Origin of the sequence: Bradyrhizobium sp. CCGUVB4N (assembly GCF_024199945.1) — a bacterium.
Taxonomy (GTDB): domain Bacteria; phylum Pseudomonadota; class Alphaproteobacteria; order Rhizobiales; family Xanthobacteraceae; genus Bradyrhizobium.
On sequence record NZ_JANADP010000001.1, the window covers coordinates 5,000,266 to 5,023,301 of the forward strand.

Genomic DNA, 23,036 nt, shown 5'->3' on the forward strand with positions numbered 1-23,036 from the left:
CGCATGATCCTCACAAAAACGCCTCCAGGCTGACGACGGAGATGCCCCGCTCCCGGAAGCTGTGATGGGTCGCGGCCACCGAGCCGTCGAGGTCGATGCCGCGGCAGGCGTCCTCGATCACGACAACCTCGAAGCCCGCCTTGCGCGCATCCTCCGCGGAAAAGCGGACGCAGAAATCGAGCGCCAGGCCGGCGACGAAAACCGTCTTCAGCTCGCGCTCGCGCAGATAGCCGAGCAGTCCGGTCGGCGTCTTGTGGTCGTTCTCGAACAGCGCCGAATAGGAATCGATGCCGCGGCGGAAGCCCTTGCGCAGCACAAGGTTCGCGCGGGTGACCTCGAGCTCCCGATGGAATTCGGCGCCGGCGGTGCCCTGGACACAATGCGTCGGCCAGAGCACCTGGGTGCCGTAGTCGAGCTCGATGGTCTGGAACGGCTGCTTGCCCGCATGGTTCGGCGCGAAGGAGACGTGGTCGCCCGGATGCCAGTCCTGCGTCAGCACCACATTGGCGAATTTTTGGGCGATCCGGTTGATGGCCGGGACGACCTTCTCGCCCCCGGGAACGGCGAGCGCCCCGCCCGTGCAGAAATCGTTCTGCACATCGATCACCAGCAGCGCGTCGCGGTCGGTTATCTTCATCGCAGGCCCCATGTCGTCCGTCCGGCGCAATCGGCGCCGGCCGTCATCAATGTCGATCTTCCCGCGCGGCTTCGCAACCTCCGACACGCGTAACGATGTCGCGCAAACGGCCGGCTGATCCCCGCGCCGGTCCCCACCTGGATGCAACGCTTTGGCCTCGTCCGTGTTGACTAGTACCCACTTTTCTTGGATCGTGAGTCATGATTCAAGGTCGGGATGATCCCCGAAGCAAGAGAAGTCCACCTTTCGCGGAAAGATCGCAAGGTGCTTGAGGCGTGTTGTCGCTCGCCGGTGACGTTGCAGCGCGATTTGAAGCGGGCGCGGATAGTTCTGTTGGCAGCGGACGGGCGCAGCACCCGCTCGATCGCCAAAGAAGTCGGGGTCCAGCCGCGGATTGTCAGCCTTTGGCGGCGCCGCTATGCCGATCATGGCCTGGAAGGTCTGCAAGACAAGCCGCGGCCTGGCAAGCAGCCGATCTATACGAAGGCTACCGACAAGCGGATTCTGAAGCTGTTGGATAAGCCGGCCCCGCAAGGGTTCGCACGCTGGACCGGCCCTCTGCTGGCCGAGGCACTGGGCGATGTTGACGTCCAATATGTCTGGCGGTTCCTGCGCATCCACAAGATTGACCTCGTGGCTCGCAAGTCCTGGTGCGAGAGCAACGACCCGAACTTTACGGCCAAAGCCGCCGATGTTGTTGGCCTCTACGTCGCCCCGCCCGCGAAGGCCATTGTGCTATGCGTGGACGAGAAGCCTTCGATCCAGGCCTTGGAGCGAGCGCAGGGTTATCTGAAGTTGCCCAATGGCCGCGCCTTGACCGGCCAGAGCCACGATTACAAGCGGCATGGCACGACAACATTGTTTGCGGCGCTCGAAGTCGCCACCGGAAAGATCATCGCGACGCATTCAAAACGCCGACGCCGCGTCGAGTTTCTCGACTTCATGAACAGCGTCACCGCGGCTTTTCCGAACCGGAAGCTTCACGTCATCCTCGACAACCTCAACACCCACAAGAAGAACGAGCCCTGGCTCAAGGCCCACCCCAACGTGCAATTTCATTTCACGCCGACAAGTGCGTCCTGGCTCAATCAGGTCGAGGTATGGTTTTCGATCTTGCAGGGGCAGTCGCTCAGCGGCACCTCCTTCACAAGCCTCAAGCAGCTTCAGGATCACATCGATGCCTACGTCAACGCATACAACGACAGAGCCGAGCCCTTCGTCTGGACCAAGAAAAAGGTCCGTCAACGCCGTTTCAAAGGCCGCCGTATCACTCAGCTCTGATTCCGGGTACTAGCTGTACCCGAGGGCGGAATCTCTGATATCCGCGACGTGCGGATCGCGGCGAAGGCGTGGAGGAAAAGGGTTCCCGAAGCCTGCAAGGCTACGGGAGCCGGATGGTCATGAGTATCGGCAGGACAGGCAACATTCTTCTCGCCGATATCGGCGGCACCAACGCGCGGTTCGCGCTGAGCAACGGCGAGCAGATCGGCACCATCGACTATGTGAAGGTCGCGGACCATCCGACGGTCCGCGAAGCCATCACCGACGTGCTGCGGCGGGCCGATAGCGAGAAGCCGGTCAGAGCCGTGCTCGCCGTCGCCGGTCCCGTCACCAACAACCGCTGCGTCATGACCAACAGCCCCTGGGTGATCGACGGCAACGAGCTCCAGCCGGCGCTCGGCTTCGAGAGCGTCCACGTGCTCAACGATTTCGAGGTGGTGGCCTGGTCCCTGCCCGCCTTGCAGCCGGCCGACCTGATTCCGCTCGGCGGCCAGGACGGCATGTCCGGGGAGCCGCTTCTGGTGGTCGGACCCGGGACCGGTTTTGGCGTCTCCTGCCTGGTCGAGCGCCACGGCTCCCGGCTGGCTGTCGTCACGGAGGCCGGTCACGCGACGCTACCTGCCGAGAACGAGCGCGAGGAACGCGTGATCGCCGCCATGCGCCGGCGCTTCGGCCACGTCTCCATCGAGCGTGGCGCCCTCTCCGGCTCCGGGCTCCAATCCCTCTATGAGGCGATGGCCGAGGTCGATGAAGCCCAGGTGCCGCAACGCGATGCGGCCGGTATCACCAAGGCGGCGCTGGACGGGACCTGCGAGCTCAGCCGCGCGACGCTGGAGATGTTTTGCGCCATCCTCGGCTCGGTGGCCGGCAACCTCGCGGTAACCTTCGGCGCCAGAGGCGGCGTCTACATTGCCGGCGGAATCGTGCCGCGCTTTCCGGACTTCCTTTCGGCTTCAGCGTTCCGCGCGCGTTTCGAAGCCAAGGGGCGCTTCCAGGACTATTTGCGCAACATCCCGACCCGCCTCGTCATGAAGCCCGATGCGAGCTTCGTCGGCCTGAAGACGTTCGCCGACCACAATCTGGATTGAAACGCACCCGTTCGCGCATCTTCCGTTAAGCAATTCACAGCTGATTGCATCGTAGGTGCGGTTCCACGTAGGATCGTGCTTGCCCCCTTGTTTCCGATGGGAAACAATTCGCGCCTGTGTGTGGCGTAGGTACGGGGGCGTGGCATGCGCAAGCAGGATGTGGGCTTCGACTATCACCGTTATCACCGGCTGCTGACGGAGGCCGACGATGACGATAAGCGCATGGCGCTGATCGAGCTGTTGATCGAGGAGAAGGCCCGGGACAGGTTGGCGGCCCAGCGCGCCTCGGACCGCGCCGCGATGACGGCCCACACGATCGCCACGGTGCTGAGGGCCGGCCGCAACTAGCGCTTGCATGATCGGCTGCCGCGCAGCGACGAGTCTGCGATCAATTGCGATTCGATTAAGGATCTCTGGCAATCCTGTATCAAACTTTGTGCGCTACGGTTCCCCCACCTGATGCAATTCAGGATCAAACAGGGGGAATGAACATGAGCATGATTTCGCTCGCCGAAATGCCGGCTGCCGTCCAGACCCGGTCGATCGACTATTCTTTTAAAGCCATTATCATCTTCTGCGGCCTCGGACTTCTCGCCTCGTTCAGCCTGATGGCGAACGGCGTGGACCTCAGCGCCGGCCTGATGTGAGACACTGACGGACCTTCCGTCGCCAGATGGCCGCCCCTGTCGGGCGGCCATTTTCGTTTGACGACGTCTCGATCGATGACAATGTCAGCGTGCCGCCCTGGATCAGTGCCTGAGATCGGCGCCCTGGATCAGTGCCTTGGATCAGTGCGAAGCCTTGGCCGGCGCATCCGGAAACAGCGAGTCGATCATGATCTTGAGCTGCTCCATCGCAATCGGCTTGCGCAGGATCGGCCGGCGCCGAAGCAAGGACGGCAGCAATTCAGGCCCATAGCCCGTCGCGAACAGGAACGGCTTGCCGCGGCGCTCGATCAAATCGGCGACGGGATCGACGTATACGCCCATCAGGTTGATATCGAGGATCGCGAAGTCGTACTGCGCCGTCATCGCAAAGGCGCTCGCATCGCGCACGTTGTCCGCTTCCGCAACGACATGGTGGCCAAGCTCCTCCACCATGTCGGCGATCATCATCCGGATCAACGCCTCGTCTTCAACCAGGAAAACGGAGAGTCCGTCCGCCATATCAACCCCGCAGCCAATCAAGCGGAGTTAAGCATACCCGATTTGCAAGAAAGATTCACGAATTCGTGGCCTCCAAATTCCACGAATACATGCAATCCGATTCAAGCTCGATCAATCCAGGCCGCGCTCGTGGCTGAGGCGAACCATCTCCTGGATGAACACCTCCTTCTGCTTGTCATCGAGGCTTGAGAACAACGGCTCGGCGGCATCGGCGACATTGCGCTGGTCGGCAGCGCGGTCGATCAGGAATTGCGACTCGTTGCGCATTTGCTCGATGATGTCGTCCGGCGGATCGCGCTTGGCCCGCGCGATGCGCAGGTTCAGCCGCTCCGCGCCATTGTGCCCGAGATAGTGCATTGCGCTGGAGAAGCCGAACCAGTGCTTCTCCTGATCGGGCGTGAGATTGAGCTCGGTCTTGATACGCTCGATATAGGAATCGCTGTTGGCGACGATCTGGTCGGCGGTCAGCTGCGGCGTGCCGGGCTGGGTCAGAACGGTAACGTCCTTGTTGTCCTTATTGTCATTCTCCTTGGTGTCCGAGGGCGCGTTCTTGGCTTCCTTGGTCGCCTTGGCACCCTTGCCGCCTTTGGCGGTCTTGGCGTCCTTGTCCTTGGCGCCGCCCGGCTGCTTGGAGTCCTTGGCGGCATCCTTGGACGCGTCTTTGCTCGCGTCCTTGTTCGCGTCCTTGGCAGCCGGCGCCTGGCCACTGTTGTTGTTGACGCCGAGCACGCCGGTGAAGACGCCGACCACGCCGCCGATAGCGCCGCCGAGAACGCCACCGACGGGACCTGCCGCCTTGTTACCGGCCGCGGCCCCGTCCTGAACGCCCTTGACCAAACCTTGTGCATTCGCAACCGCGGCCGCGCCGATCAGCACAGTCAGCACGGAGCCGAGCGCGAGCCAATGCCGCAGGCCAAGCCGCACAGGCGGCGCCGGGGGGATGATTTGGGTCTTCATGTCGATCTGCTTGCCTTCTAGGAAACGGCAGGCCTCCTGCCGGTTGCAACTCTACCGTTTTCGCGACGCCGAGGTCTAGGCGCGGACCATCGCTGTCCCCGTTTGAAGGCCCTGTGGCGCGAAGCGGTGATGCAGGCTCATTCGGAACTGCGGCGTAATTGCGCACGGGATCGTCTCGAGCCGTCGCACGCGGAAGTGTGCGTCGCAATAAGAGCAGACGCAGCTCATCGCCGACAGAAGCGACGGGCATTCCGTACGCAACGTTAGTTCTAGAGCGCGAGGCTTCCGGCTTTCTCGACAGACGCAATCAATCATGATGTGATGGCGCTACCAATCCCGGCGCGATTGACCGCCCGGAAACGACGGCGCGAACAAGAAACGCCAACCAACAAACGCAAAACAAACTCGGGAAATTCAGAGGAAATGACAGAACGATAAAACACACCAAGGCGAGGAAACGAGATGTCACGCAATAGACTGACGCGACGTCAATTTGTAGCAGCCACTGCAATGTCCTCCGCGGCGCTCATCGCAGCGCCCTACGTCCGAGGCGCTTACGCCGCCGGCAAGCTCTCGATCGGCCTGTGGGACCACTGGGTACCCGGCGCCAACGCTGCCTCCACCGACTTGATCAACGAATGGGCGGCGAAGGAGAAGGTCGAGGTTTCAATCGACTACATCACCAGCCAAGGCAACAAGCTGCTTTTGACGATGGCCGCCGAGGCGCAGGCCAAGTCCGGGCACGATATCCTGTCGTCTCAAATCGGCTGGCAGCCGCACGCCTATGACGACTTGCTTGAACCGGTCAACGACGTCATGGAGCCGATCGTCAAGCAGAACGGCGAGGTGAACGGCACGGTCAAGTATCTCGGCCAGGCCGGCGGCAAATGGCTCGCTGTGCCGGCGACCGCCGGCAGTCAGATCAAGGGCCCCTGCTCGCGTATCGACCTGATGAAGAAATACGCCGGCATCGATGTCCAGGAAATGTATCCGGCCGGTTCACCGCCCAAGGCCGACAACTGGACGATGGAGACGTTCCTCAAGGCGGCCGAAGCCTGCCAGAAGGGCGGCTTCGCCTTCGGCATCGGCCTTGGCACGACCCCGGACAACATCGACACCGCGGGCGCGATCTTCCAGTCGTTCGGTGCCGAGCTCGTCAACGCCAAGGGCGACATCACCGTCAAGACCGACCAGGTGCGGCAGGCGCTGGAATTCTACAAGAAGCTGATCGCGGTGTTGCCGCCGGACGCCCCCTCCTGGGACGACGCCTCGAACAACAAATGGCTGATTGCCGGCAAGGGCGCGCTGATCATGAACCCGCCGAGCGCGTGGGCGGTCGCCAAGCGCGACGCGCCACAGGTCGCGGAGCAATGCTGGACGCACGGCTTCCCGGCCGGACCGAAGGGCCGTTTTGCACCTTTCCAGCCGTTCTTCTGGAGCATCTGGAAATTCTCCAAGAACAAGGACGCGGCCAAGAGCCTGCTCAGCCACCTGTCCCAGCCGTCGTCGATCGAAAAGTTCGTTCAGGTGAGCGGCGGCTACGATCTGCCGGCATACGCAAGCATGACGACGCTGAAGACCTGGGCCGAGGAAGGGCCGCCGAAGGGCACGCTTTATCACTATCCGAACCCCTACAATCATCAGATATTGTCGATTGCGGCCGCGCCGGCGCCACCAAAGATCGCGGAGCAGATCTACAATCAGGCGACGCTGACCAAGTTGGCGCTGCGTTATGCCAAAGGCGAGAAGATGGAAGACGCGCTCGCCTGGGCCGAGGGCGAGTGCGAGGGCTTCATGCGGAGCTGAGCCGGGTGTGTGCCGCGGTGGTTCACGCCTTCGGGCGTGAGCCGCCGAGGCCGCCTCGCGAAACCCGCCCGTCGATGCCGCTCGCCGCGCTGGCCTTCGGCGCCCTACGTCTTACGAAGAGGCTCGTGTCATGGCCGATGTCGTCGTTCAGCAAGGTCGTCTCGCCCGCGCTGCGAGCCCGCGCAAGGGGGCCAGTCTCCGCAATGTGCTCGGGCGCAAATCGACCGTGGCATTCCTGCTGACGCTGCCGCTGATCCTGCTGATCCTGCTGCTCGTGCTCTACCCCGCATTCTACTCGGTTTACCTGGCGACGCTGAACAAGGCGATGACGAAGTTCGTCGGCTTCGGCAACTTCACCTTCCTGTTCAAGCGCGAAACGTTCTGGATGGTGGTCAAGCAGTCCTGCATCTTCGCGGTCACCGCGGTGATCTTCAAGGCGCTGATCGGCTTCATCGTCGCGCATTTCGTCCACAACATACCGGGCAAGAAGCAACGCAAATGGCGCGGCATGCTGCTGGTGCCCTGGGTGATCCCGCCGGCGATGAGCACGCTGGCCTGGCTCTGGCTGTTCGATCCCTCCTACAGCGCCTTCAACTACACGCTCTCCTTCTTCGGCGTCGGCCCGATCCCCTGGCTCGGTGACACCTTCTGGGCGCGCTTCTCCGTGATCCTCGTCAACGTCTGGTACGGCGCGCCGTTCTTCCTGATCATGTACCTGGCGGCGCTGAAGTCGGTCCCCGACCAGCTCTACGAGGCGGCGTCGATCGACGGCGCCAATTGGTGGCAGAAGATCTGGCACATCACATTGCCGATGATGCGCAACATCATCGCCATCACCACGCTGTTCTCGCTGATCGTGACCTTCGCCAATTTCGACATCGTGCGCATCCTGACCGCGGGCGGCCCGCTGGATACGACCCATCTGTTCGCCACCTGGGCGTTCCAGGTCGGTATCCAATCGACCGACATTCCGCTCGGCGCCTGCGTCTCGCTGTTCATGGTGCCGATCCTCGCGATCGCGGCGGTCTTCATCCTGCGCGACGTCAACAAACGCGGAAACGAAGCCTGATGAGCACACTCACGATCGACAAGGCCGGACCGTCCCGCAAGCTCAAATACGGCAGCATGAGCCGGGACCGGGCCTGGGCACTGCGCTGGTCTTATTTCTTCCTCGTGCTGTTTGCGATCTTCTTCCTGACGCCGCCGATCTACATGCTGATCACCTCGCTCAAGAGCAGCGCGGAGATCTCGGCGGCGACCAATCCGTGGTGGGTGTTTCATCCGACCCTGTCGAACTATGTCGAGCTGCTGACCTCGAACCAGTTCCTGCGCTTCTTCTGGAATTCGGCGATCATCTCGATCGTGGTCGTGATCGTAACGATGCTGATCAGCATCCCCGCCGCGTTCGCGTTGGCGCGGATGAAGTTCTGGGGCTCGGCGACGCTCGCGACCGGCGTCTTCCTCACCTATCTCATTCCCGACAGCCTGCTGTTCATTCCGCTGTTCAAGATGCTCACCGTGATCCAGGACTTCACCGGCATCACGCTGCTGAACCGCTGGTATGTGCTGATATTCGTCTATCCGACGCTGACCGTGCCGTTCTGCACCTGGATCATGATCGGCTATTTCGCCTCGATCCCGAAGGAGCTCGACGAGGCCGCGATCATCGATGGCGCCTCGTGGCTGCAGACCCTGCTGCGGATCTTCATTCCGGTGGCGCTGCCCGGGCTGATCGCCGCGACGATCTTCGCCTTCACGGTGTCCTGGGCCCAGTTCCTCTATCCCCTGGTGTTCACCACGTCCGTGGACCAGCTCGTGCTGCCGGTCGGCATCACCACGACGCTGATCAAGGGCGACGTCTTCAACTGGGGTCAGATCATGACCGGCGCGCTGCTTGGCGCAGCGCCACCGCTGATCATCTACGCCTTCCTGATGGACTACTACATTGCCGGCCTGACCGCCGGCGCGACAAAGGGTTGATGTCGAAAGGTTGAGGTTTCATGGCTGACGTTGCATTGCGGAAGGTGGTCAAGCGCTACGACGATGTCGAAGCGGTGCGCGGCATCGACCTCGATATCGCCGACCATGAGTTCATCGTCCTCGTCGGGCCGTCCGGCTGCGGCAAGTCGACCACGCTGCGCATGATCGCGGGGCTCGAGGACATCAGCGACGGCGACATCATGATCGGAGGCGACGTCGTCAACGACGTGCCACCGAAGGATCGCGACATCGCCATGGTGTTCCAGAACTACGCGCTCTACCCGCACATGACGGTCGCGGAAAACATGTCGTTTGGGCTGCGGCTGAAGCACTACCCCAAGGCCGAGATCAAGGCGCGGGTGACGGAGGCCGCACGCCTGCTGGACATCACCGATCTGATCGACCGCAAGCCGAAACAGCTCTCCGGCGGCCAGCGCCAGCGCGTCGCCATGGGGCGCGCCATCGTGCGTAATCCAAAGGTCTTCCTGTTCGACGAGCCGCTGTCCAATCTCGACGCCAAGCTGCGGGTGCAGATGCGCATCGAGATCAAGAAGGTGCACCAGAAGGTGCGCACCACCACCGTCTACGTCACCCACGACCAGGTCGAGGCGATGACGCTGGCCGACCGCGTGGTGGTGATGAACAAGGGGCGAATCGAGCAGATCGGCACGCCGAACGAGCTCTACCACAAGCCGGCGACACGCTTCGTCGCGGGCTTCATCGGCTCGCCCGCAATGAATTTCATCCCGTGCCGGCTGGAGGATGCCGGCGGCACGCTGCAGCTCCGCCTGACCGACCGTATCGCCTTTGCGCTGCCGCCGGCCCGTGCCGCGCGCTACAACGCGCTGCCGCGCACGGACAGGCTGCTGCTCGGCATCCGTCCTGAACACCTCACGGAATCGCACGCGCATCTGGAGCCCGGCGTCGAGACGTTCGACACCGTGCTCGACGTCACCGAGCCGATGGGGATGGAGACCCTGGTTTATTTCGGGCTCGACGGCACGCCGGTCTGCGGCCGTGTCAATCCCAATGCCGGCGCCAAGGACGGGGCTCCCATGCGTTTGGCGATGGACCTCAACAACATGCACCTGCTAAACGAGGAGACCGGGGTCGTGCTGTGACGCCGGCCAAGAAACGCAAGCAGGCGGGGAGCGATGGCGACCAACAAGAAGAAGATTTTCGTTACACAAACTTTGTCGCAGGGGGCACGAGCCCTCCTCACCCAGCGGGACGATATCGAGCTCGTCGAGTTTCCAAACCTGATCTCCGCGAAGGACTTTGAAGCTCTGCTGAAGAGCCATGCGCCGGTTCACGGCGTGGCGCTCGGTGCCACCGCCTTCGGCGAGACCGAGCTCGAGGCGTCCAAGGACATGAAGGTGGTGACCCGCATCGGCGTCGGTTACGACGCCGTCGACGTACCAGCCCTCTCCCGCCGCAAGGTGCCGCTGATGGTCGCGGGCAGCGCCAACTCGCCCTCGGTCGCCGAGCAGGCCCTGTTCATGATGCTGACGCTGGCAAAACGCGCGAATGAAATGCACGCCTGCGTCAAGGATGGCCAGTGGGCCAACCGGCTCGGCATGCTGCCGTTCGACCTCTACGGCAAGACCGTGCTGATCATCGGCTTCGGCCGCATCGGCACCCGCACCGCCAAGCGCTGCCAGGCGATGGAAATGAAAGTGCAGGTCTACGACCCCTATAAGCCCGCCGCCGACATCAAGGCCGCCGGCTGCGAACCGGTCTCTGACCTCGACGCGGCGCTGCCCAACGCCGACTTCGTCACCATCCACTGCCCGAAGACGCCGGAGACGGTCGGTCTGTTCGATGCGGCGCGGATCGGCCGGATGAAGCCAAGATCCTATCTCATCAACACCGCGCGCGGCGGCATCGTGAAGGAGGCCGCGCTGTACGATGCGCTGACTTCAGGAAAGCTCGCCGGCGCCGGCATCGACGTGTTCGAAGTCGAACCGCCGCCGGTCAGCAATGCCCTGTTCGCGCTGCCCAACGTCATCATGGCGCCGCACGTGGCGGGCGTGACCGTCGAGGCCGTGAGCCGCATGAGCGAGCAGACCGCGCGCAACATCCTGAGTGTGCTGGACGGCGATCCGATCCGGCAGAACATCATCAATCAGGACGTGCTGGGCTGAGGCAAATGCGAAGGCGGACGACTAAAGCGCGATGAACTATCATCGCGCTTTAGGTTGTTGTTTGAGCATGATCTTTTCGGAAAACCGCTACACACTTTTCCGGATCATGCTTCGTCCGCCCGCCTTCGGATGGCCAGAATGCGTCCCATTTTGGTGCAGATCGGGCCCCAACTCAGCCTTAATCAAGCCCGCGTAATGTATCCGGCCGCGGCGGCAGTGGGACAGACATGCCGGCCGCGTCGAGCTGGAGGATGGACCCTTGTCAGAGATCGACCCGACCGACCAAGCGCTGGCGACCATTGCCAGCATTTTCGAGCACCCCGAGCCCGTTCTCGTCGTCCGCGACACCGAGACGGAAACGGAGGCTGCCGACGAGTATGCGGTCGCAGACGAGCATGAGGTCGCAGACGAGCATCACGCCTCCGACGATCATCAAGCCTCCGACGAGCATCCGATGGTCGAGGAGCAGCCGCTGGTGCCCGACCACACCGACGCTGATGGCTACAGCAAGGTCGGTCCCGGGCCGATGGTCGCCATCCGCCTGAAATGGACCGTCCATCGCGGCGACGACGACCAGTACTACGTGCACGAGACCATCGGCGAGCAGTCCGCCCCCGTGGTCAGCGGCCCCATGACCAGCGAGGCCGCCGTGCATTTCGTCGACGAACACGAGAGCGAGGCGCATCGGCGCTTCGAGCTGCTGCGCAGCGAGATCGCCGGCCGCAGCTCGCTCGCCGACTACGAGCGCAAGGGCGAAGCGTAAAGCAGTTTGCGAGTCGGATGGCTCTACACCTCTCCCGCAGGGAGAGGTCGGAGCGCATCGCGAGATGCGATCCGGGTGAGGATTACAGTCTCACTGGATGTGGCGGCCCCTCACCCGGATTGCTTCGCAATCCGACCTCTCCCCGTCGGGGAGAGGTGCACATCGAGCCTGCTGCCTACTTCCTTCCCAAAAAGTCCTTCTTCACGAGTTCGACGCCCGCGTGCCGCAACAGGTCGTACGCGGTCGTGACGTGAAAGAAGAATTGCGGGACGCTGTTGGTGAGCAGCAGCGTCCGCCCGGTGAAGGGCAGCTCGGTCCCGTTCTTCAGCCTGAAGAACACCTTCAGATCCGCAGCCGCATCGATCTCGGCACGCGGCAGACTTTCAATGAATTCGATTGAGGTGGCGATCCGCGCCTGCAGCCCGGCCATGTCGTGCTCCAGCGGCGGCAGCGCGACCGGTTCGCACTGCGCCAGCAAGGCCGGCGCGATGGTGGCATGGCGGCAGGCCTCACCGATCTGCTGCGCCAGGTCGTACATGTTCGGCGCCATGCGCATCCCGAGCAGGACCGCCGGATTGAACTTGCGGGTCTCGGCATAGGCAACGCCCTTGTCGAGCAGCACCGACAGGTTGCGCAGGTAAGGCACGAACAGGCCGACCGAGGCCTCGTACATCGAGATCGTCACTTCAAGATTCCCTTCAATTTCCGTCTCGCCAGAAACTGGCATCTGGTCTAAATCCACGTTCAAGAGCTGCACAATGACAGCTTGGGCTTGGGTGGAAAAGACTTGGGTGGAAAAGAGATGACCGTTCGAATAACCGTCCGAATCCTGGCGGCTTTGGCCGCGATGTTGCTGGCGAGCCTCTCGGCGCAGGCGCAGCAGCCGGCGCCTTCGCGCCTCGACGAGATCATCAAGCGCGGCACGTTGCGCGTCGGCATGACCGGCGACTACAAGCCTTTCACCTATCTGGACAAGGCCACGCAGCAATTCAGCGGATTTGACGTCGACATGGCGGAGGCGCTGGGCAAGGCGCTCGGCGTCAAGGTCGAGTACGTCGCCACCGCCTGGCCCAAGCTGATGAAGGATTTCGAGGCCGACCAGTTCGACATCGCGATGGGCGGCGTCTCGGTCACGCTTGACCGCCAGAAAAAGGGCTACTTCACCATGCCGATCATGCGCGAGGGCAAGACCCCGATCGCGCGCTGCGCCGACGTCGGCAAGTATCAGAGCATCGCCGATATCGACAAGAAGGGCACCCGCGTCATCGTCAATCCCGGCGGGACCAACGAGCGTTTCGCGCGCGCCAACGTCAAGGACGCCGACATCACCGTCTTCCCCGACAATACCGCGATCTTCGACGAGATCGCCAAGGGCAACGCCGACCTGATGATGACGGATGCCTCCGAGACCCGCTATCAGCAGAAGCAGCATTCCGGCGTGCTCTGCGCGGTGCATCCGGACAAGCCGTTCGACTTCTCGGAGAAGGCCTACTGGCTCCAGCGCGACATGGCGCTGAAGGCCTTCGTCGACCAGTGGCTGCACATCTCCATGGAGGACGGCAGCTACAAGAAGATCTACGCCGCCTGGTTCGATTAGAGCTCGTTTTCCAGCGAAGTGGGTACCGGTTCGCGCAAAGGAAACGCGTCAAAACTAAAATCTAAAGTCCCGTTCCGGACGGGACTTTAACCCGCGGCCTCCTGTCGCTGGCCCCTCGCCAAACTTTGGACCGGCTCCAGGGCTATTGAACCCGGAACCGCTGGAGGACGACTCATACCGTGACAGTGATCTAGATCACTTTTTGCGATCGAACCGGGGCGTAAGCGTCGGTGTGGGGACGACCACCTGTTCGGGAGATGGAAATGAGGAAGTTGTTGGCCACGGCCGCATTCCTTTTGCTGGCGAGCACCGCTGCGCAAGCGCAGTACACCTTCGAATATGGCGGACGCACCATCCGCATCGATCCGGATCGCGGCACGGTGCAGATTCCCGGCGTCTACGACAACACTGGCCAGGGCAAGGCCAAGAAGGCCAAGAAGAACGACACCAAGCCGGACCAGCAGGCCCCGCAGCAGGCCAAGGTTGATCCGCAAACGCCGGCCGCTCCCCCGCCGGCGCCAGCTCCTGCTCCTGTCGCTGCGCCCCCGGCGGCCGAACAGGCTCCTGCCCAGACGCCGGCGCCTGCCGCAGCAGCGCGCACCGCCCCGCCAGCTTCTCCGGCCACCACCGCCAACAATGCGCCGGCTGAAGATGCGATGGTGCCGCCGCCTCAACCGGCTCCAAGTGCCGCCCCGACGGTGGCCGCGGTACCGCCGGCACCTCCGCCGCCCGCACCGCCTCCGCCGCCGGCCCCCGCTGTCGCAGCCGCGCCTCCGGCGCCGCCCGCGCCAGTTGCTCCGGCACCGGCGCCTGCCCCCGCGCCCGTTCAATCCGCCGCCGTCGCACCGCCGGTTCCGGCGGCAGCGCCCGCGCGCGATCTCAATTCACCTCTCGGCGTCTGGCTCACCGAGGAGAAGGAAGGCAAGGTCCGCATCGAGCAGTGCGGCAATAACCTCTGCGGCTATTCGGTCGACAGCAAATCGAACCAGAACGGCGAACAGGTGCTGATCAACATGAAGCCAGGCAAGGACCAGAAATGGTCCGGCCGCATCCTCGATCCCAACACCGGCTCGACCTACGACTCGACGATCTCGCTGAAGGCAGGCGACCGCCTGCGCGTGCAAGGCTGCGCCTTCGGCGGCATGTTCTGCGGCGGCCAGACCTGGACGCGCGTGAACTAGATCCGCACCCACCATTTTTTGGAGAGACAAAGGGCCCGTGATCCGGGCCCTTTGCTTTTGCCGGCACAGTCGTTGCGATGTGCGTCATCTCACAGAGAACCCTTCGCGCGTGACAGCCCTCACATCGCCGGTTCCGCGCCCGTGACACGATCCCCGCATGGTCAACCCCAAGGGGCGCGTCATGAACGGATTTCGCAAAGGACTCTTCGCCACCATTATCGCCATCGCCTTTCCGCTCACGCAGGCGGATGCCGCGGGCTCGACTTTCGACGGCACATGGAACGTCCGCATCTCGTCATCGAGCGAGACCTGCGGCAATGGCGCGACTGTCGCGATCGGCATCAGCAACGGTCAGATCGCCTCGAGCAGCGCTGCGGTGACAGCGTCGGGCCGCGTCGCGGATGCCGGTGCCATCAACGTCAGCCTCAGCACGGGCATCAAGCACGCCGTCGGCTACGGCCGGCTCAGCGGCACCTCAGGCTCCGGCACCTGGCGCGGCGCCCTGTGCTCGGGCACGTGGACGGCCGAGCGGATGTAGGTCCAAGCCGAGGATGGGTGACGCATCGCCCCGAGGGCGATGCGTCTTGTCTGCAAATAGTGCTAGCCGAGCGGCGCGCCGTATTCGGCGTCCGTCACCGGCTCGAGCCAGGTCGAGAAAACGCCGTCGAGCGCTTCCTGCATGGCGATGTGGCACATGCTGTTGCCCGGCGAGGCGCCGTGCCAGTGCACTTCATTCGGCGGGATCCAGACGGTGTCGCCGGGACGGATTTCCTTGACCGCGCCGCCCTTGGTCTGGACGCGGCCGACGCCCGAAATCACGTAGAGCGTCTGTCCAAGCGGATGATGATGCCAGTTGGTGCGGGCGCCCGGCTCGAACGAGACGCGCGAGACGTTCAGCCGCGCCGGTGCCGGCGCCATGTTGATGGGGTCCTGCAGCACGGTGCCGGTAAAGTTTTCCTTGGGCGCGCGGCGGGTCGGCCGCGTGCCTGCGAGCGTGATGTCCATGGGATACCTCGTTTCCTGTTACTTCTTGCTGGCGGCGTAGCGCGCCTTGGTCTCGGCGTTCATCGGATAGAGGCCCGGCAGCACCGCGCCATTGTTCACCTCGTTGACGATCCAGGCTTCCATGCGCTCCTGCTCGACGCCCTCATTGAGGACGTGCTCGAGCATCGCCTGCGGGATCAGCACGCAGCCGTCCTGGTCGGCGACCACGATGTCGTTCGGGAACACGGCAACACCGCCGCAACCGATCGGCTCGCCCCAGCCGACGAAGGTCAGGCCCGCGACAGACGGCGGCGCGGCATAACCGTCGCACCACACAGGAAGGTTGGTGCCGAGCACGCCCTCGACGTCACGCACCACGCCGTCGGTGACGAGCGCGGTGACGCCGCGCTTCATCATGCGGGCGCAGAGGATGTCACCGAAGATGCCGGCGTCGGTGATACCCATGGCATCGACCACCGCGATGCAGCCTTCCGGCATCGCCTCGATCGCGGTGCGGGTCGAGATCGGCGACGACCAGGATTCCGGCGTCGCCAGATCCTCGCGCGCCGGAACGAAGCGCAGCGTGAAGGCAGGGCCCACCAGGCGCGGCAGGCCCGGGCGCAGCGGGCGCGCGCCGCGCATCCACACGTTACGCAGGCCCTTCTTCAGCAGGACCGTGGTGATGGTGGCAGTGGTGATGCCGGCGAGGGTCTTGCGGGCTTCGGGGGACAGCGACATGGAAACAGACGAGCTCCGGATGGGCGGGAAAGAACGCGCGCATCTTGCGAGCCGCGCGCTTGCCGTCAAGGCCCAAAGCTCTGACGAGAACGCGGCCCAGCCGGGCTGTTATGCGACGCGATAACAAGGCTTTATCGCCACCCCTTGCATTAATTTATTGGACTTGCGGGCGCATTTACGCGAAGCAAGGTGACGCGGAACTCAAGGCCGAGCCCGCGCTTTTCCAAAGGCCCGATTTCGAAATCTCATGGCCGCGACGCTCCCCCCGCCCCGCCTTTTGCCCAGTGGCGACAGCGCCGTCACGGTCGAGTTCAGCCGCACCATCGACGACGCCGCCAATGAGCGCGTGCTGGCGCTCGACAAGGCCCTTGCAGCCGCGCCCATCGAGGGCATCTCCGAGACGATCCCGACCTACCGCTCGCTGCTGGTGCATTACGACCCCGGCAGGATCGGCTTCGACGCGCTCGGCGAAAAGCTGCTCGCGATCGCCAGCCAGCCGCTGCCGCCCACGACGAAAGCGCGGCGCTGGCGCATTCCCGTCGCCTATGGCGGCGAGCACGGCATCGACCTCGAGGACGTCGCGAAAGCGCTGAACACCACGCCCGACGATATCGTGGCCCGCCACGCCGGCGGCGATTATCGCGTCGCCATGATCGGCTTCACGCCGGGCTGGTCCTATCTCAGCGGCCTCGACAAATCCCTGCACATGTCGCGACGGCAGAGCCCGCGGCTGTTCACGCCTGCAGGCACAATCTCGATCGGCGGAATCCAGGCCGGCATCCAGTGCCTCGCCGCGCCGAGCGGCTGGCATCTGCTTGGCCGCACGCCTGTTAGAACCTATCAGCTCCACCGGAATCCGACCTTCCTCACCGAACCCGGTGATCGCGTGACGTTTTTCGCGATCGACCACAAGACGTTCGAGGAGCAGGACCGCGCTGCGGAAGCCGGCGAGATCATTGCCGAGCGGGTGGACGCATGAGCAGGCTCGTCGTCGCCAGCATCGGTCCCGCAAGCTCCGTCCAGGACGGCGGGCGCTACGGCGCGCAGCGCTACGGCCTGACGGTCAGCGGCGCAATGGACCGGCTGGCGCTGGCCGCGGCGAACACGCTGGTCGGCAACGAGCCGTTCGCAGCTGCGGTCGAGATCGGCCCATTCGGTGCCACGTTCACGGCCAAGGACGGCGCCGTGCGCGTCGCCATCGCGGGCGCGCCGCGCAACGCCGATGTTGCCGGGAAACCCGTCGCGATGGACACGTCCGTCACGCTGAAAGACGGCGAGACGCTGACGCTGGGCTTCGCCCGCGGGGGCGCATTCACGTATCTGGCGATCGAAGGCGCCATCACAGGCGAGCTGGTGTTCGGCAGCCTCGCGGTGAATGCCCGCGCCGGTCTCGGCAGCCCCTACCCGCGCCCGCTCCAGGCCGGAGACGAGTTCGCGGTCGATGCCGCGAGCGGTGCACCCGAACTGCGGATCGAATTGCCGAAGGCGGTGAGCGGCCCGATCCGCGTCGTGCTGGGGCCGCAGGATGACGAGTTCGACGACGCCAACAAGGCGCTGTTCCTCGACAGCGAGTGGAAGATCTCGGCGACCTCCGACCGCATGGGCTACCGGCTCGAGGGCCCCGCGATCAAGCATCTGCACGGCCACAACATCGTCTCCGACGGCACCGTCAACGGCAGCATCCAGGTGCCCGGCAATGGTTCGCCGATCGCGCTGATGATGGATCGCGGCACCTCCGGCGGCTATCCCAAGATCGCAACCGTGATCACGGCCGATGTCGGCCGTCTGGCCCAGACCTCTGCCGGCACGGCGTTCCGCTTCAAGGCCGTCACCATGGCCGAGGCGCAAGACGAGGCGCGCAAATTCCAACAGCTGATCCGCACCCTGCCCGATCGCCTGCGTTCGTCCGACACGGTCGAGCTCAACATCGAGGCGCTGAGCGATGCCAACGTCGCGGGCTATGCGGTGAGCGCGGTGGATGCCGGGACCTGGCAGGTGACGGCCGAGCCGTAAACGACAAGACCAAAGGCGGAGAGCAGCCATGAAGACGATCGATCTCAATTGCGACCTCGGCGAAGGTTTTGGCGCGTGGGAGATGGGCAACGACGCCGCCATGATCGACCTCGCAAGCTCGGTCAATGTCGCCTGCGGCTTCCATGCCGGCGACCCCGACATCATGCGGCGGACGGTGGAGCTGGCGAAAGCGCGCGGCGTCTCGGTCGGCGCGCATCCCGGATATCGCGACCTGCACGGCTTTGGCCGGCATCCGATCGCGGGCCTGAAATCATCCGAGATCGAGAACCTCGTCGCCTACCAGATCGGCGCGCTGCAGGCGATCGCCACTGCGGCCGGCCACAAGGTGACGCATGTGAAAGCCCATGGCGCGCTCTCCAATGTCGCCTGCGAGGACGACATGACGGCGAAGGCGATCGCCGCAGGCATCAGGGCGGTCGACCCCAGCCTGATCTTCGTCGTGCTCGCCAACTCGAAACTGGTGAAGGCCGGCGAGGACGCGAACCTGCCGATGGTGCACGAGGTGTTCGCCGATCGCGCCTATGAGGACGACGGCAATTTGGTCTCGCGCAAGAAGCCCGGCGCGGTGCTGCACGATGCCAAGGCGATCGCCGATCGCGTGGTGCGCATGGTGCAGGACGGCGCGGTGGTGTCGGTCACGGGCAAAGTCATCAAGATGCGCACGGACACGGTCTGCATCCACGGCGACACGCATGGCGCCGTCGAGATCGCACGCACCTTGCGTCAGGCGTTGAAGGATGCCGGCATCGAGGTCGCGCCGTTCAAACGCGGGGCGTGAGGCACATCAGGTGCCGGTCAATCTCGTTAGAACGGGTGCACCGAGAGCGTGCCGAACACGATCGCGGCAATGACGGCGAAGGCGCTGTAGAGCCCGATATGATGGGCGTTCGCCGCGGTCCGACGCGAGAGCGAGCGCGCGTAGAAGTGCAGTCTGGCTTCCGCCGATAGTTCGCGCATGGTCGATCTCCAACGCCCCATTTGCGGGATTATGAGGGATCGACCGGGGTGGCGGGCAAGACGGCTATGGAAATAGCGATGAGCCTTCTCTGAAGATGGCCCATCCCAGGTGCAAATTCTCTTCAGGCCCGGGTTCCGAGAATCTTATTCGTTAAGATCCAAGCCAGATGGAACTCGCTGGATGACAGCTAGATGACAGCGCACCCTCCCGTCCAACGTGAATCGCGAAAACAACCCCATGCACAGTAGATCGTGGCCGCCGGCGCCCTGCGCGGCGCCGGCGATTCATGACACTCCCACCGAGGCTTAGTACACGTCAGCCTGGAAGCGGCCCTTCTTCTTGAGGTCGGCGACAAAACTGACGGCCTCGTCGGTCGAGCGCGCACCGAACTGGGCGACGATGTCGACCAGCGCACGCTCGACGTCCTTGGCCATGCGCTTGGCATCGCCGCAGATGTAGAGATGGGCGCCCTCGGCGAGCCACGTCCAGACTTCGCGGCCGAGCTCGCGCATACGGTCCTGCACGTAAAACTTCTTCTCGCCGTCACGCGACCAGGCGAGCGACAGGCGCGTCAGAAGGCCCGAGGTCTTCATCGCGTTGAGCTCGTCGCGGTAGAAGAAATCGCAATCGCTGCGCTGATGGCCGAAGAACAACCAGTTCTTGCCCTGCGCGCCGGTCGCCTTGCGATCGAGCAGGAAAGCGCGGAACGGCGCAATGCCGGTGCCGGGGCCGATCATGATGACCGGAATCTTCGGATCCTCCGGCAGACCGAAACCGTGCGCCTTCTGCACATAGACCTTGAGCTTGTCGCCCTCGTTGATGCGCTCGCCGAGGAAAGTCGAGGCGACGCCGAGGCGCTTGCGCTTGCCGATGACGTAGCGCACGGAATCGACCGTCAGCGACAGCTTTCCGGGCGTCGCATTGTGCGACGAGGAGATCGAGTAGAGCCGCGGCTGCAGCGGCTCCAGCGCTTCGACGAAGGCTTCCGGATGCGGCCGCGTGCCCGAAAACTTCTGCAGCGCCGCCATCACGTCGAGCGTCGCCGCATCGCCATCGGGATCCTCGCCCTGCGCCAGCGCCCGCGCCTTCTCGCGCTGCGCACCGCCGGTGATGAAGGAGAGCAGCTCGAACAGCTTGTCCGGCGCCGGTGACAGTGAGACGTCCTCGACCAGCGCTTCGCGCAGCGTCTTGTTGTTGACTTTGGTGGTGTGGGACGCCCCGAGCAGCGCGATGATCTGGTCGACGAGGCCGAGATCGTTGCGTGCGAACACGCCAAAGGAGTCGCCGACGACGTAATCGAGCTTGCTCTCGGAGAGATCGAACTCGACGTGATACGTCTCCTTCTCGGAAGCTCCCTTGTTGAGCAAGCGCCGCGACAGGAAGGTGGCGTCGGCCGGATTTTCACGGGCGCGGCCGAGCTCGGCCTTCACCTCGGGCGCAGCCGGTGCACTGGTGGTCGCAGCCGCCCCCGTCGCTGGCTTCGCGGCCGGCGCCTTGTCGACCTCCTCGAAGAGCTGCTTGAGCATCCGCGCCGTCTCCTTGCCGCCGGGGGCACAGAGGTTGAGGCGCGCTTCGCTCTTGTTGGCGATCGAGTCCGAATAGTCGGCGCAATTGTAGCCGCACTGGCCGCAATCCTGCTGCGCCATCGCCGCCATCATGCGGCGGCGGAGCGGACGTCCCTCCGCCAGCTTCATGCGGTCGGCGATCGCCATCCCGGGATCGTGCCAGGGAGCCTCACCGTCATCGCCGTCGCCCTGCGGCGCCAGCAAAGCCACGTTGTCGATCGGCGACAGAGCCGTCGAGCCGTCAAGGCCGAGCATGCCGACGAGAAATCCGTTCAGCCACAGCCGCTGGCCCTCGCTGAACGGTGCATTGGCCGGAATGATCTCGATCTTGGGAGGCACGGACATCTGGGTCATGCTGCTACTTCCGCTTCGGCGAGTTTGCGCAGGGCTTCACCGTCATGGCGACGGGAGAAGGTCAGGAACGTCTCTTCGGGCGAGGTGCGATTGGCGAGATAGGCCTTCAAGAGCCCCTCGACGGTCTTCGGCACATCTTCGGCCTTCACATCGTGAAACACCTCCTGCCCGATATCGGCATCGGGACCGAAGCCGCCGCCGGTGAAGAGGTGATAGCCCTCGACCTGGTCGTCCTCCGTCGCACCCGGCACCTTGGCCGCGATCAGGCCGATGTCGGAGATGTAGTGCTGCGCGCAGGAGTGATGGCAACCGGTCAGATGGATGTTGAGCGGCGTGTCGAGATTGATGCGCTCATCGCACCAGTCGCCGATCGCGGCGGCATGGCGCTTGGTGTCGGAGGCCGCGAACTTGCAGCCGGCATTGCCGGTGCAGGCGATCAGGCCGGCGCGAACGTTCGAGACCTGCGTGGCGAGGCCAAGCTTCTCGACCGCGGCGGTGACGAGCGCGACGCTCTCATCGCGCACGCCAGAGATCAGCAGGTTCTGCCAGACCGTCAGGCGGATATCGCCGTCACCGAGATCCTGCGAAATCTTCGCCAGCCCGCGCATCTGCTCACACGTGAGCTTGCCGACCGGCAGCGCCACGCCAACCCAGTTGAGCCCGGCCTGCTTCTGCTTGTGCACGCCGATATGGGCCATGCGGTCGGACAAGGGACGCGGCAGAAGCGCCTCGGCCGGCACGCGCGTGAACGGCTTCTTGAGCAGTTCCTCGACCAGCTTGAGGAAGCCGTCGTGCCCCAGATTGTCCAGCACGTATTTCAGCCGTGCCTTGTTGCGGTTGGTGCGGTCGCCATGCTCGATGAAGACGCGCACGATGGCATCGGCCACGGCGGTCGCGTCTTCCGGGCGAACGACGATGCCGGAATATTTTGCAAAGTCCTTGTGGCCGGTGATGCCGCCGAGGCCAAGCTTGAACCAGACACCGGGCTCGATGCCGTGGCCCTCCTTCACCTCGACCGCGGTAAAGGCGATGTCGTTGGTCTCCTCCAGCGCGGCGATCTTGCCGGCGCCGTCGAAGGCAACGTTGAACTTGCGCGGCAGGCCGAACAGCGAGCGGTCGTTGAGGATGTGGTAGTGCCATTCGCGCGCATAGGGGCGCGTGTCCAGCAGCTCCTGCGGGTCGATGCCGGCCGTCGGCGTGCCCGTGACGTTGCGGATGTTGTCGGCGCCGGCGCCGCGCGAGCACAGGCCGATATCCTGCACGCCCTCGATCAGCGCCACCGCGTTCTTCGGTTCGATCTCGCGGATCTGGAAGTTGGCGCGGGTGGTGACGTGGGTGTAGCCGCCGCCGCAGCTTTCGGCGATGTCGGCGAGGCCCGACATCTGCCAGTGCTTCAGGATGCCGTTGGGAATGCGCAAGCGGGCCATGTAGGAGGTCTGCGCCGGTGCCACCCAGAAGATGCCGTAATAGCGCCAGCGGAAATTGTCCGCCGGCGTCGGGTTGGCGTTGTTGCGCGCCTGGTCCTTCAACCGATCATACGCATCGAACGGATGCATCTCACGCTTGAACTTCTCCTGGTCGGCGAGCTTCTTGCCCGCCGCCGTGAGCTTGTCCTGCGCCTTGATCCCTGCTGCGTCCGGCCCCGTCGGTTCAGACGGAGCGTTGGCCGCAGGCGCGCCGCCGGCTGCGAAGGCGCGCCCGACACGTCCGACCTGCATGCCGGACATGAAGCCTTCGAGATAGCGCTTCTGCTCGTCGGAGAAATCGGCCGTGGGTGCTGTATCGAGTTTCATGGGCTGAATG

The 23,036-nt window shown here is 64.0% G+C and carries 25 protein-coding genes; 16 read left to right on the forward strand and 9 right to left on the reverse strand.

Annotated elements, in window-relative coordinates; genetic code table 11:
• Positions 1–10 precede the first annotated feature (10 nt).
• Positions 11–649 (reverse strand): bifunctional nicotinamidase/pyrazinamidase, encoded by a 639-nt coding sequence (gene pncA, locus NLM31_RS22915; RefSeq protein ID WP_254193755.1) that lies wholly within the window; start codon positions 647–649, stop codon positions 11–13.
• A 204-nt stretch (positions 650–853) separates the two neighbouring features.
• Between pncA and NLM31_RS22920 the strand changes: the two genes are divergently transcribed.
• From NLM31_RS22920 to NLM31_RS22935, 4 genes are all read left to right on the forward strand, one after another.
• Positions 854–1,918 carry an IS630 family transposase gene (locus NLM31_RS22920; RefSeq protein WP_254191403.1) on the forward strand — a complete coding sequence of 355 codons (1,065 nt, stop codon included), beginning with the start codon at positions 854–856 and terminating at the stop codon, positions 1,916–1,918.
• Between the two features lie 119 nt (positions 1,919–2,037).
• Positions 2,038–3,006: a glucokinase gene (gene glk, locus NLM31_RS22925; RefSeq protein WP_254193756.1), complete on the forward strand. Its 969-nt coding sequence runs from the start codon at positions 2,038–2,040 to the stop codon at positions 3,004–3,006.
• 144 nt (positions 3,007–3,150) lie between these two features.
• Complete coding sequence (locus NLM31_RS22930) at positions 3,151–3,354, forward strand: hypothetical protein (protein WP_128966278.1); 204 nt, start codon at positions 3,151–3,153, stop codon at positions 3,352–3,354.
• Between the two features lie 143 nt (positions 3,355–3,497).
• Complete coding sequence (locus NLM31_RS22935) at positions 3,498–3,653, forward strand: hypothetical protein (RefSeq protein WP_254131514.1); 156 nt, start codon at positions 3,498–3,500, stop codon at positions 3,651–3,653.
• A gap of 141 nt (positions 3,654–3,794) precedes the next feature.
• Here the strand turns inward: NLM31_RS22935 and NLM31_RS22940 are convergent, their stop codons facing one another.
• Together NLM31_RS22940 and NLM31_RS22945 are read right to left on the reverse strand one after the other, a co-directional pair.
• Complete coding sequence (locus tag NLM31_RS22940; RefSeq protein WP_254131515.1) at positions 3,795–4,172, reverse strand: response regulator; 378 nt, start codon at positions 4,170–4,172, stop codon at positions 3,795–3,797.
• Between the two features lie 111 nt (positions 4,173–4,283).
• A complete protein-coding gene (locus tag NLM31_RS22945) occupies positions 4,284–5,117 on the reverse strand; it encodes a Spy/CpxP family protein refolding chaperone (RefSeq protein ID WP_254196247.1) in 834 nt (277 codons plus the stop codon).
• A 474-nt stretch (positions 5,118–5,591) separates the two neighbouring features.
• Between NLM31_RS22945 and NLM31_RS22950 the strand changes: the two genes are divergently transcribed.
• The 6 genes from NLM31_RS22950 to NLM31_RS22975 all read left to right on the forward strand — a co-directional run bounded on the left by NLM31_RS22950 (position 5,592) and on the right by NLM31_RS22975 (position 11,822).
• A complete protein-coding gene (locus tag NLM31_RS22950) occupies positions 5,592–6,935 on the forward strand; it encodes an ABC transporter substrate-binding protein (protein WP_254131516.1) in 1,344 nt (447 codons plus the stop codon).
• Between the two features lie 130 nt (positions 6,936–7,065).
• The gene (locus NLM31_RS22955) at positions 7,066–8,004 is read left to right on the forward strand and encodes a carbohydrate ABC transporter permease (RefSeq protein ID WP_254131517.1); all 939 of its coding nucleotides are present in this window, start codon (positions 7,066–7,068) and stop codon (positions 8,002–8,004) included.
• Positions 8,004–8,915 (forward strand): carbohydrate ABC transporter permease, encoded by a 912-nt coding sequence (locus NLM31_RS22960; RefSeq protein ID WP_254131518.1) that lies wholly within the window; start codon positions 8,004–8,006, stop codon positions 8,913–8,915. Before NLM31_RS22955 ends, NLM31_RS22960 begins: the two co-directional genes overlap by 1 nt.
• Positions 8,916–8,935: 20 nt before the next feature.
• Positions 8,936–10,036, forward strand: a complete 1,101-nt coding sequence (locus tag NLM31_RS22965) for an ABC transporter ATP-binding protein (RefSeq protein ID WP_254193757.1) — start codon at positions 8,936–8,938, stop codon at positions 10,034–10,036.
• A 33-nt stretch (positions 10,037–10,069) separates the two neighbouring features.
• On the forward strand, positions 10,070–11,059 hold the full coding sequence (locus NLM31_RS22970) for a hydroxyacid dehydrogenase (protein WP_254193758.1): 990 nt from the start codon (positions 10,070–10,072) through the stop codon (positions 11,057–11,059).
• A 259-nt stretch (positions 11,060–11,318) separates the two neighbouring features.
• On the forward strand, positions 11,319–11,822 hold the full coding sequence (locus tag NLM31_RS22975; RefSeq protein WP_254193759.1) for a hypothetical protein: 504 nt from the start codon (positions 11,319–11,321) through the stop codon (positions 11,820–11,822).
• 175 nt (positions 11,823–11,997) lie between these two features.
• Here the strand turns inward: NLM31_RS22975 and NLM31_RS22980 are convergent, their stop codons facing one another.
• On the reverse strand, positions 11,998–12,495 hold the full coding sequence (locus NLM31_RS22980; RefSeq protein WP_254196248.1) for a DUF1993 family protein: 498 nt from the start codon (positions 12,493–12,495) through the stop codon (positions 11,998–12,000).
• Between the two features lie 129 nt (positions 12,496–12,624).
• Between NLM31_RS22980 and NLM31_RS22985 the strand changes: the two genes are divergently transcribed.
• From NLM31_RS22985 to NLM31_RS22995, 3 genes are all read left to right on the forward strand, one after another.
• Positions 12,625–13,419 carry a transporter substrate-binding domain-containing protein gene (locus tag NLM31_RS22985; RefSeq protein ID WP_254193760.1) on the forward strand — a complete coding sequence of 265 codons (795 nt, stop codon included), beginning with the start codon at positions 12,625–12,627 and terminating at the stop codon, positions 13,417–13,419.
• Between the two features lie 263 nt (positions 13,420–13,682).
• On the forward strand, positions 13,683–14,600 hold the full coding sequence (locus NLM31_RS22990; protein WP_254193761.1) for a DUF2147 domain-containing protein: 918 nt from the start codon (positions 13,683–13,685) through the stop codon (positions 14,598–14,600).
• A gap of 181 nt (positions 14,601–14,781) precedes the next feature.
• Positions 14,782–15,138, forward strand: a complete 357-nt coding sequence (locus tag NLM31_RS22995; RefSeq protein WP_254131524.1) for a hypothetical protein — start codon at positions 14,782–14,784, stop codon at positions 15,136–15,138.
• Positions 15,139–15,200: 62 nt separating this feature from the next.
• Here NLM31_RS22995 and NLM31_RS23000 read toward each other — a convergent pair whose 3' ends face one another.
• Entirely contained in the window at positions 15,201–15,605 is a 405-nt protein-coding gene (locus NLM31_RS23000; RefSeq protein WP_254131525.1) for a cupin domain-containing protein, read from the reverse strand.
• Between the two features lie 18 nt (positions 15,606–15,623).
• Entirely contained in the window at positions 15,624–16,322 is a 699-nt protein-coding gene (locus tag NLM31_RS23005) for a ribonuclease activity regulator RraA (RefSeq protein WP_027536148.1), read from the reverse strand.
• Between the two features lie 247 nt (positions 16,323–16,569).
• On the opposite strand from NLM31_RS23005, the gene pxpB reads away from it, so the two are divergent.
• Genes pxpB through NLM31_RS23020 form a run of 3 tightly spaced genes read left to right on the forward strand, consistent with a single transcriptional unit; the run spans position 16,570 to position 19,134 of the window.
• Positions 16,570–17,301 (forward strand): 5-oxoprolinase subunit PxpB, encoded by a 732-nt coding sequence (pxpB, locus tag NLM31_RS23010; RefSeq protein WP_254131526.1) that lies wholly within the window; start codon positions 16,570–16,572, stop codon positions 17,299–17,301.
• Positions 17,298–18,335: a biotin-dependent carboxyltransferase family protein gene (locus NLM31_RS23015; RefSeq protein WP_254193762.1), complete on the forward strand. Its 1,038-nt coding sequence runs from the start codon at positions 17,298–17,300 to the stop codon at positions 18,333–18,335. The genes pxpB and NLM31_RS23015 overlap by 4 nt, the downstream gene beginning before the upstream one ends.
• A gap of 28 nt (positions 18,336–18,363) precedes the next feature.
• Complete coding sequence (locus tag NLM31_RS23020; protein WP_234685658.1) at positions 18,364–19,134, forward strand: LamB/YcsF family protein; 771 nt, start codon at positions 18,364–18,366, stop codon at positions 19,132–19,134.
• A 26-nt stretch (positions 19,135–19,160) separates the two neighbouring features.
• On the opposite strand, the gene NLM31_RS23025 is transcribed toward NLM31_RS23020, so the two are convergent.
• From NLM31_RS23025 to NLM31_RS23035, 3 genes are all read right to left on the reverse strand, one after another.
• Positions 19,161–19,313, reverse strand: a complete 153-nt coding sequence (locus NLM31_RS23025; protein ID WP_187434626.1) for a hypothetical protein — start codon at positions 19,311–19,313, stop codon at positions 19,161–19,163.
• 306 nt (positions 19,314–19,619) lie between these two features.
• On the reverse strand, positions 19,620–21,233 hold the full coding sequence (locus NLM31_RS23030) for a sulfite reductase subunit alpha (protein ID WP_254193763.1): 1,614 nt from the start codon (positions 21,231–21,233) through the stop codon (positions 19,620–19,622).
• Positions 21,230–23,026: a NirA family protein gene (locus NLM31_RS23035; RefSeq protein WP_254193764.1), complete on the reverse strand. Its 1,797-nt coding sequence runs from the start codon at positions 23,024–23,026 to the stop codon at positions 21,230–21,232. The genes NLM31_RS23030 and NLM31_RS23035 overlap by 4 nt, the downstream gene beginning before the upstream one ends.
• Between the last annotated feature and the right edge of the window lie 10 nt (positions 23,027–23,036).

Bases quoted from the DNA above. Each gene is read 5' to 3' on its own strand.
- NLM31_RS22965 (WP_254193757.1), top strand. From the start codon at position 8,936: ATGGCTGACGTTGCATTGCGGAAGGTGGTCAAGCGCTACGACGATGTC.
- NLM31_RS22940 (WP_254131515.1), bottom strand. From the start codon at position 4,172: ATGGCGGACGGACTCTCCGTTTTCCTGGTTGAAGACGAGGCGTTGATC.
- NLM31_RS22970 (WP_254193758.1), top strand. From the start codon at position 10,070: ATGGCGACCAACAAGAAGAAGATTTTCGTTACACAAACTTTGTCGCAG.
- NLM31_RS22935 (WP_254131514.1), top strand. From the start codon at position 3,498: ATGAGCATGATTTCGCTCGCCGAAATGCCGGCTGCCGTCCAGACCCGG.
- pncA (WP_254193755.1), bottom strand. From the start codon at position 649: ATGGGGCCTGCGATGAAGATAACCGACCGCGACGCGCTGCTGGTGATC.
- NLM31_RS22985 (WP_254193760.1), top strand. From the start codon at position 12,625: ATGACCGTTCGAATAACCGTCCGAATCCTGGCGGCTTTGGCCGCGATG.
- NLM31_RS22960 (WP_254131518.1), top strand. From the start codon at position 8,004: ATGAGCACACTCACGATCGACAAGGCCGGACCGTCCCGCAAGCTCAAA.
- NLM31_RS22990 (WP_254193761.1), top strand. From the start codon at position 13,683: ATGAGGAAGTTGTTGGCCACGGCCGCATTCCTTTTGCTGGCGAGCACC.
- NLM31_RS23020 (WP_234685658.1), top strand. From the start codon at position 18,364: ATGAAGACGATCGATCTCAATTGCGACCTCGGCGAAGGTTTTGGCGCG.
- NLM31_RS23000 (WP_254131525.1), bottom strand. From the start codon at position 15,605: ATGGACATCACGCTCGCAGGCACGCGGCCGACCCGCCGCGCGCCCAAG.
- NLM31_RS23015 (WP_254193762.1), top strand. From the start codon at position 17,298: ATGAGCAGGCTCGTCGTCGCCAGCATCGGTCCCGCAAGCTCCGTCCAG.
- NLM31_RS22955 (WP_254131517.1), top strand. From the start codon at position 7,066: ATGGCCGATGTCGTCGTTCAGCAAGGTCGTCTCGCCCGCGCTGCGAGC.
- NLM31_RS22920 (WP_254191403.1), top strand. From the start codon at position 854: ATGATCCCCGAAGCAAGAGAAGTCCACCTTTCGCGGAAAGATCGCAAG.
- NLM31_RS23035 (WP_254193764.1), bottom strand. From the start codon at position 23,026: ATGAAACTCGATACAGCACCCACGGCCGATTTCTCCGACGAGCAGAAG.
- NLM31_RS22950 (WP_254131516.1), top strand. From the start codon at position 5,592: ATGTCACGCAATAGACTGACGCGACGTCAATTTGTAGCAGCCACTGCA.
- glk (WP_254193756.1), top strand. From the start codon at position 2,038: ATGAGTATCGGCAGGACAGGCAACATTCTTCTCGCCGATATCGGCGGC.
- NLM31_RS22995 (WP_254131524.1), top strand. From the start codon at position 14,782: ATGAACGGATTTCGCAAAGGACTCTTCGCCACCATTATCGCCATCGCC.
- NLM31_RS23025 (WP_187434626.1), bottom strand. From the start codon at position 19,313: ATGCGCGAACTATCGGCGGAAGCCAGACTGCACTTCTACGCGCGCTCG.
- NLM31_RS23005 (WP_027536148.1), bottom strand. From the start codon at position 16,322: ATGTCGCTGTCCCCCGAAGCCCGCAAGACCCTCGCCGGCATCACCACT.
- NLM31_RS22980 (WP_254196248.1), bottom strand. From the start codon at position 12,495: ATGTACGAGGCCTCGGTCGGCCTGTTCGTGCCTTACCTGCGCAACCTG.
- NLM31_RS22930 (WP_128966278.1), top strand. From the start codon at position 3,151: ATGCGCAAGCAGGATGTGGGCTTCGACTATCACCGTTATCACCGGCTG.
- NLM31_RS23030 (WP_254193763.1), bottom strand. From the start codon at position 21,233: ATGACCCAGATGTCCGTGCCTCCCAAGATCGAGATCATTCCGGCCAAT.
- pxpB (WP_254131526.1), top strand. From the start codon at position 16,570: ATGGCCGCGACGCTCCCCCCGCCCCGCCTTTTGCCCAGTGGCGACAGC.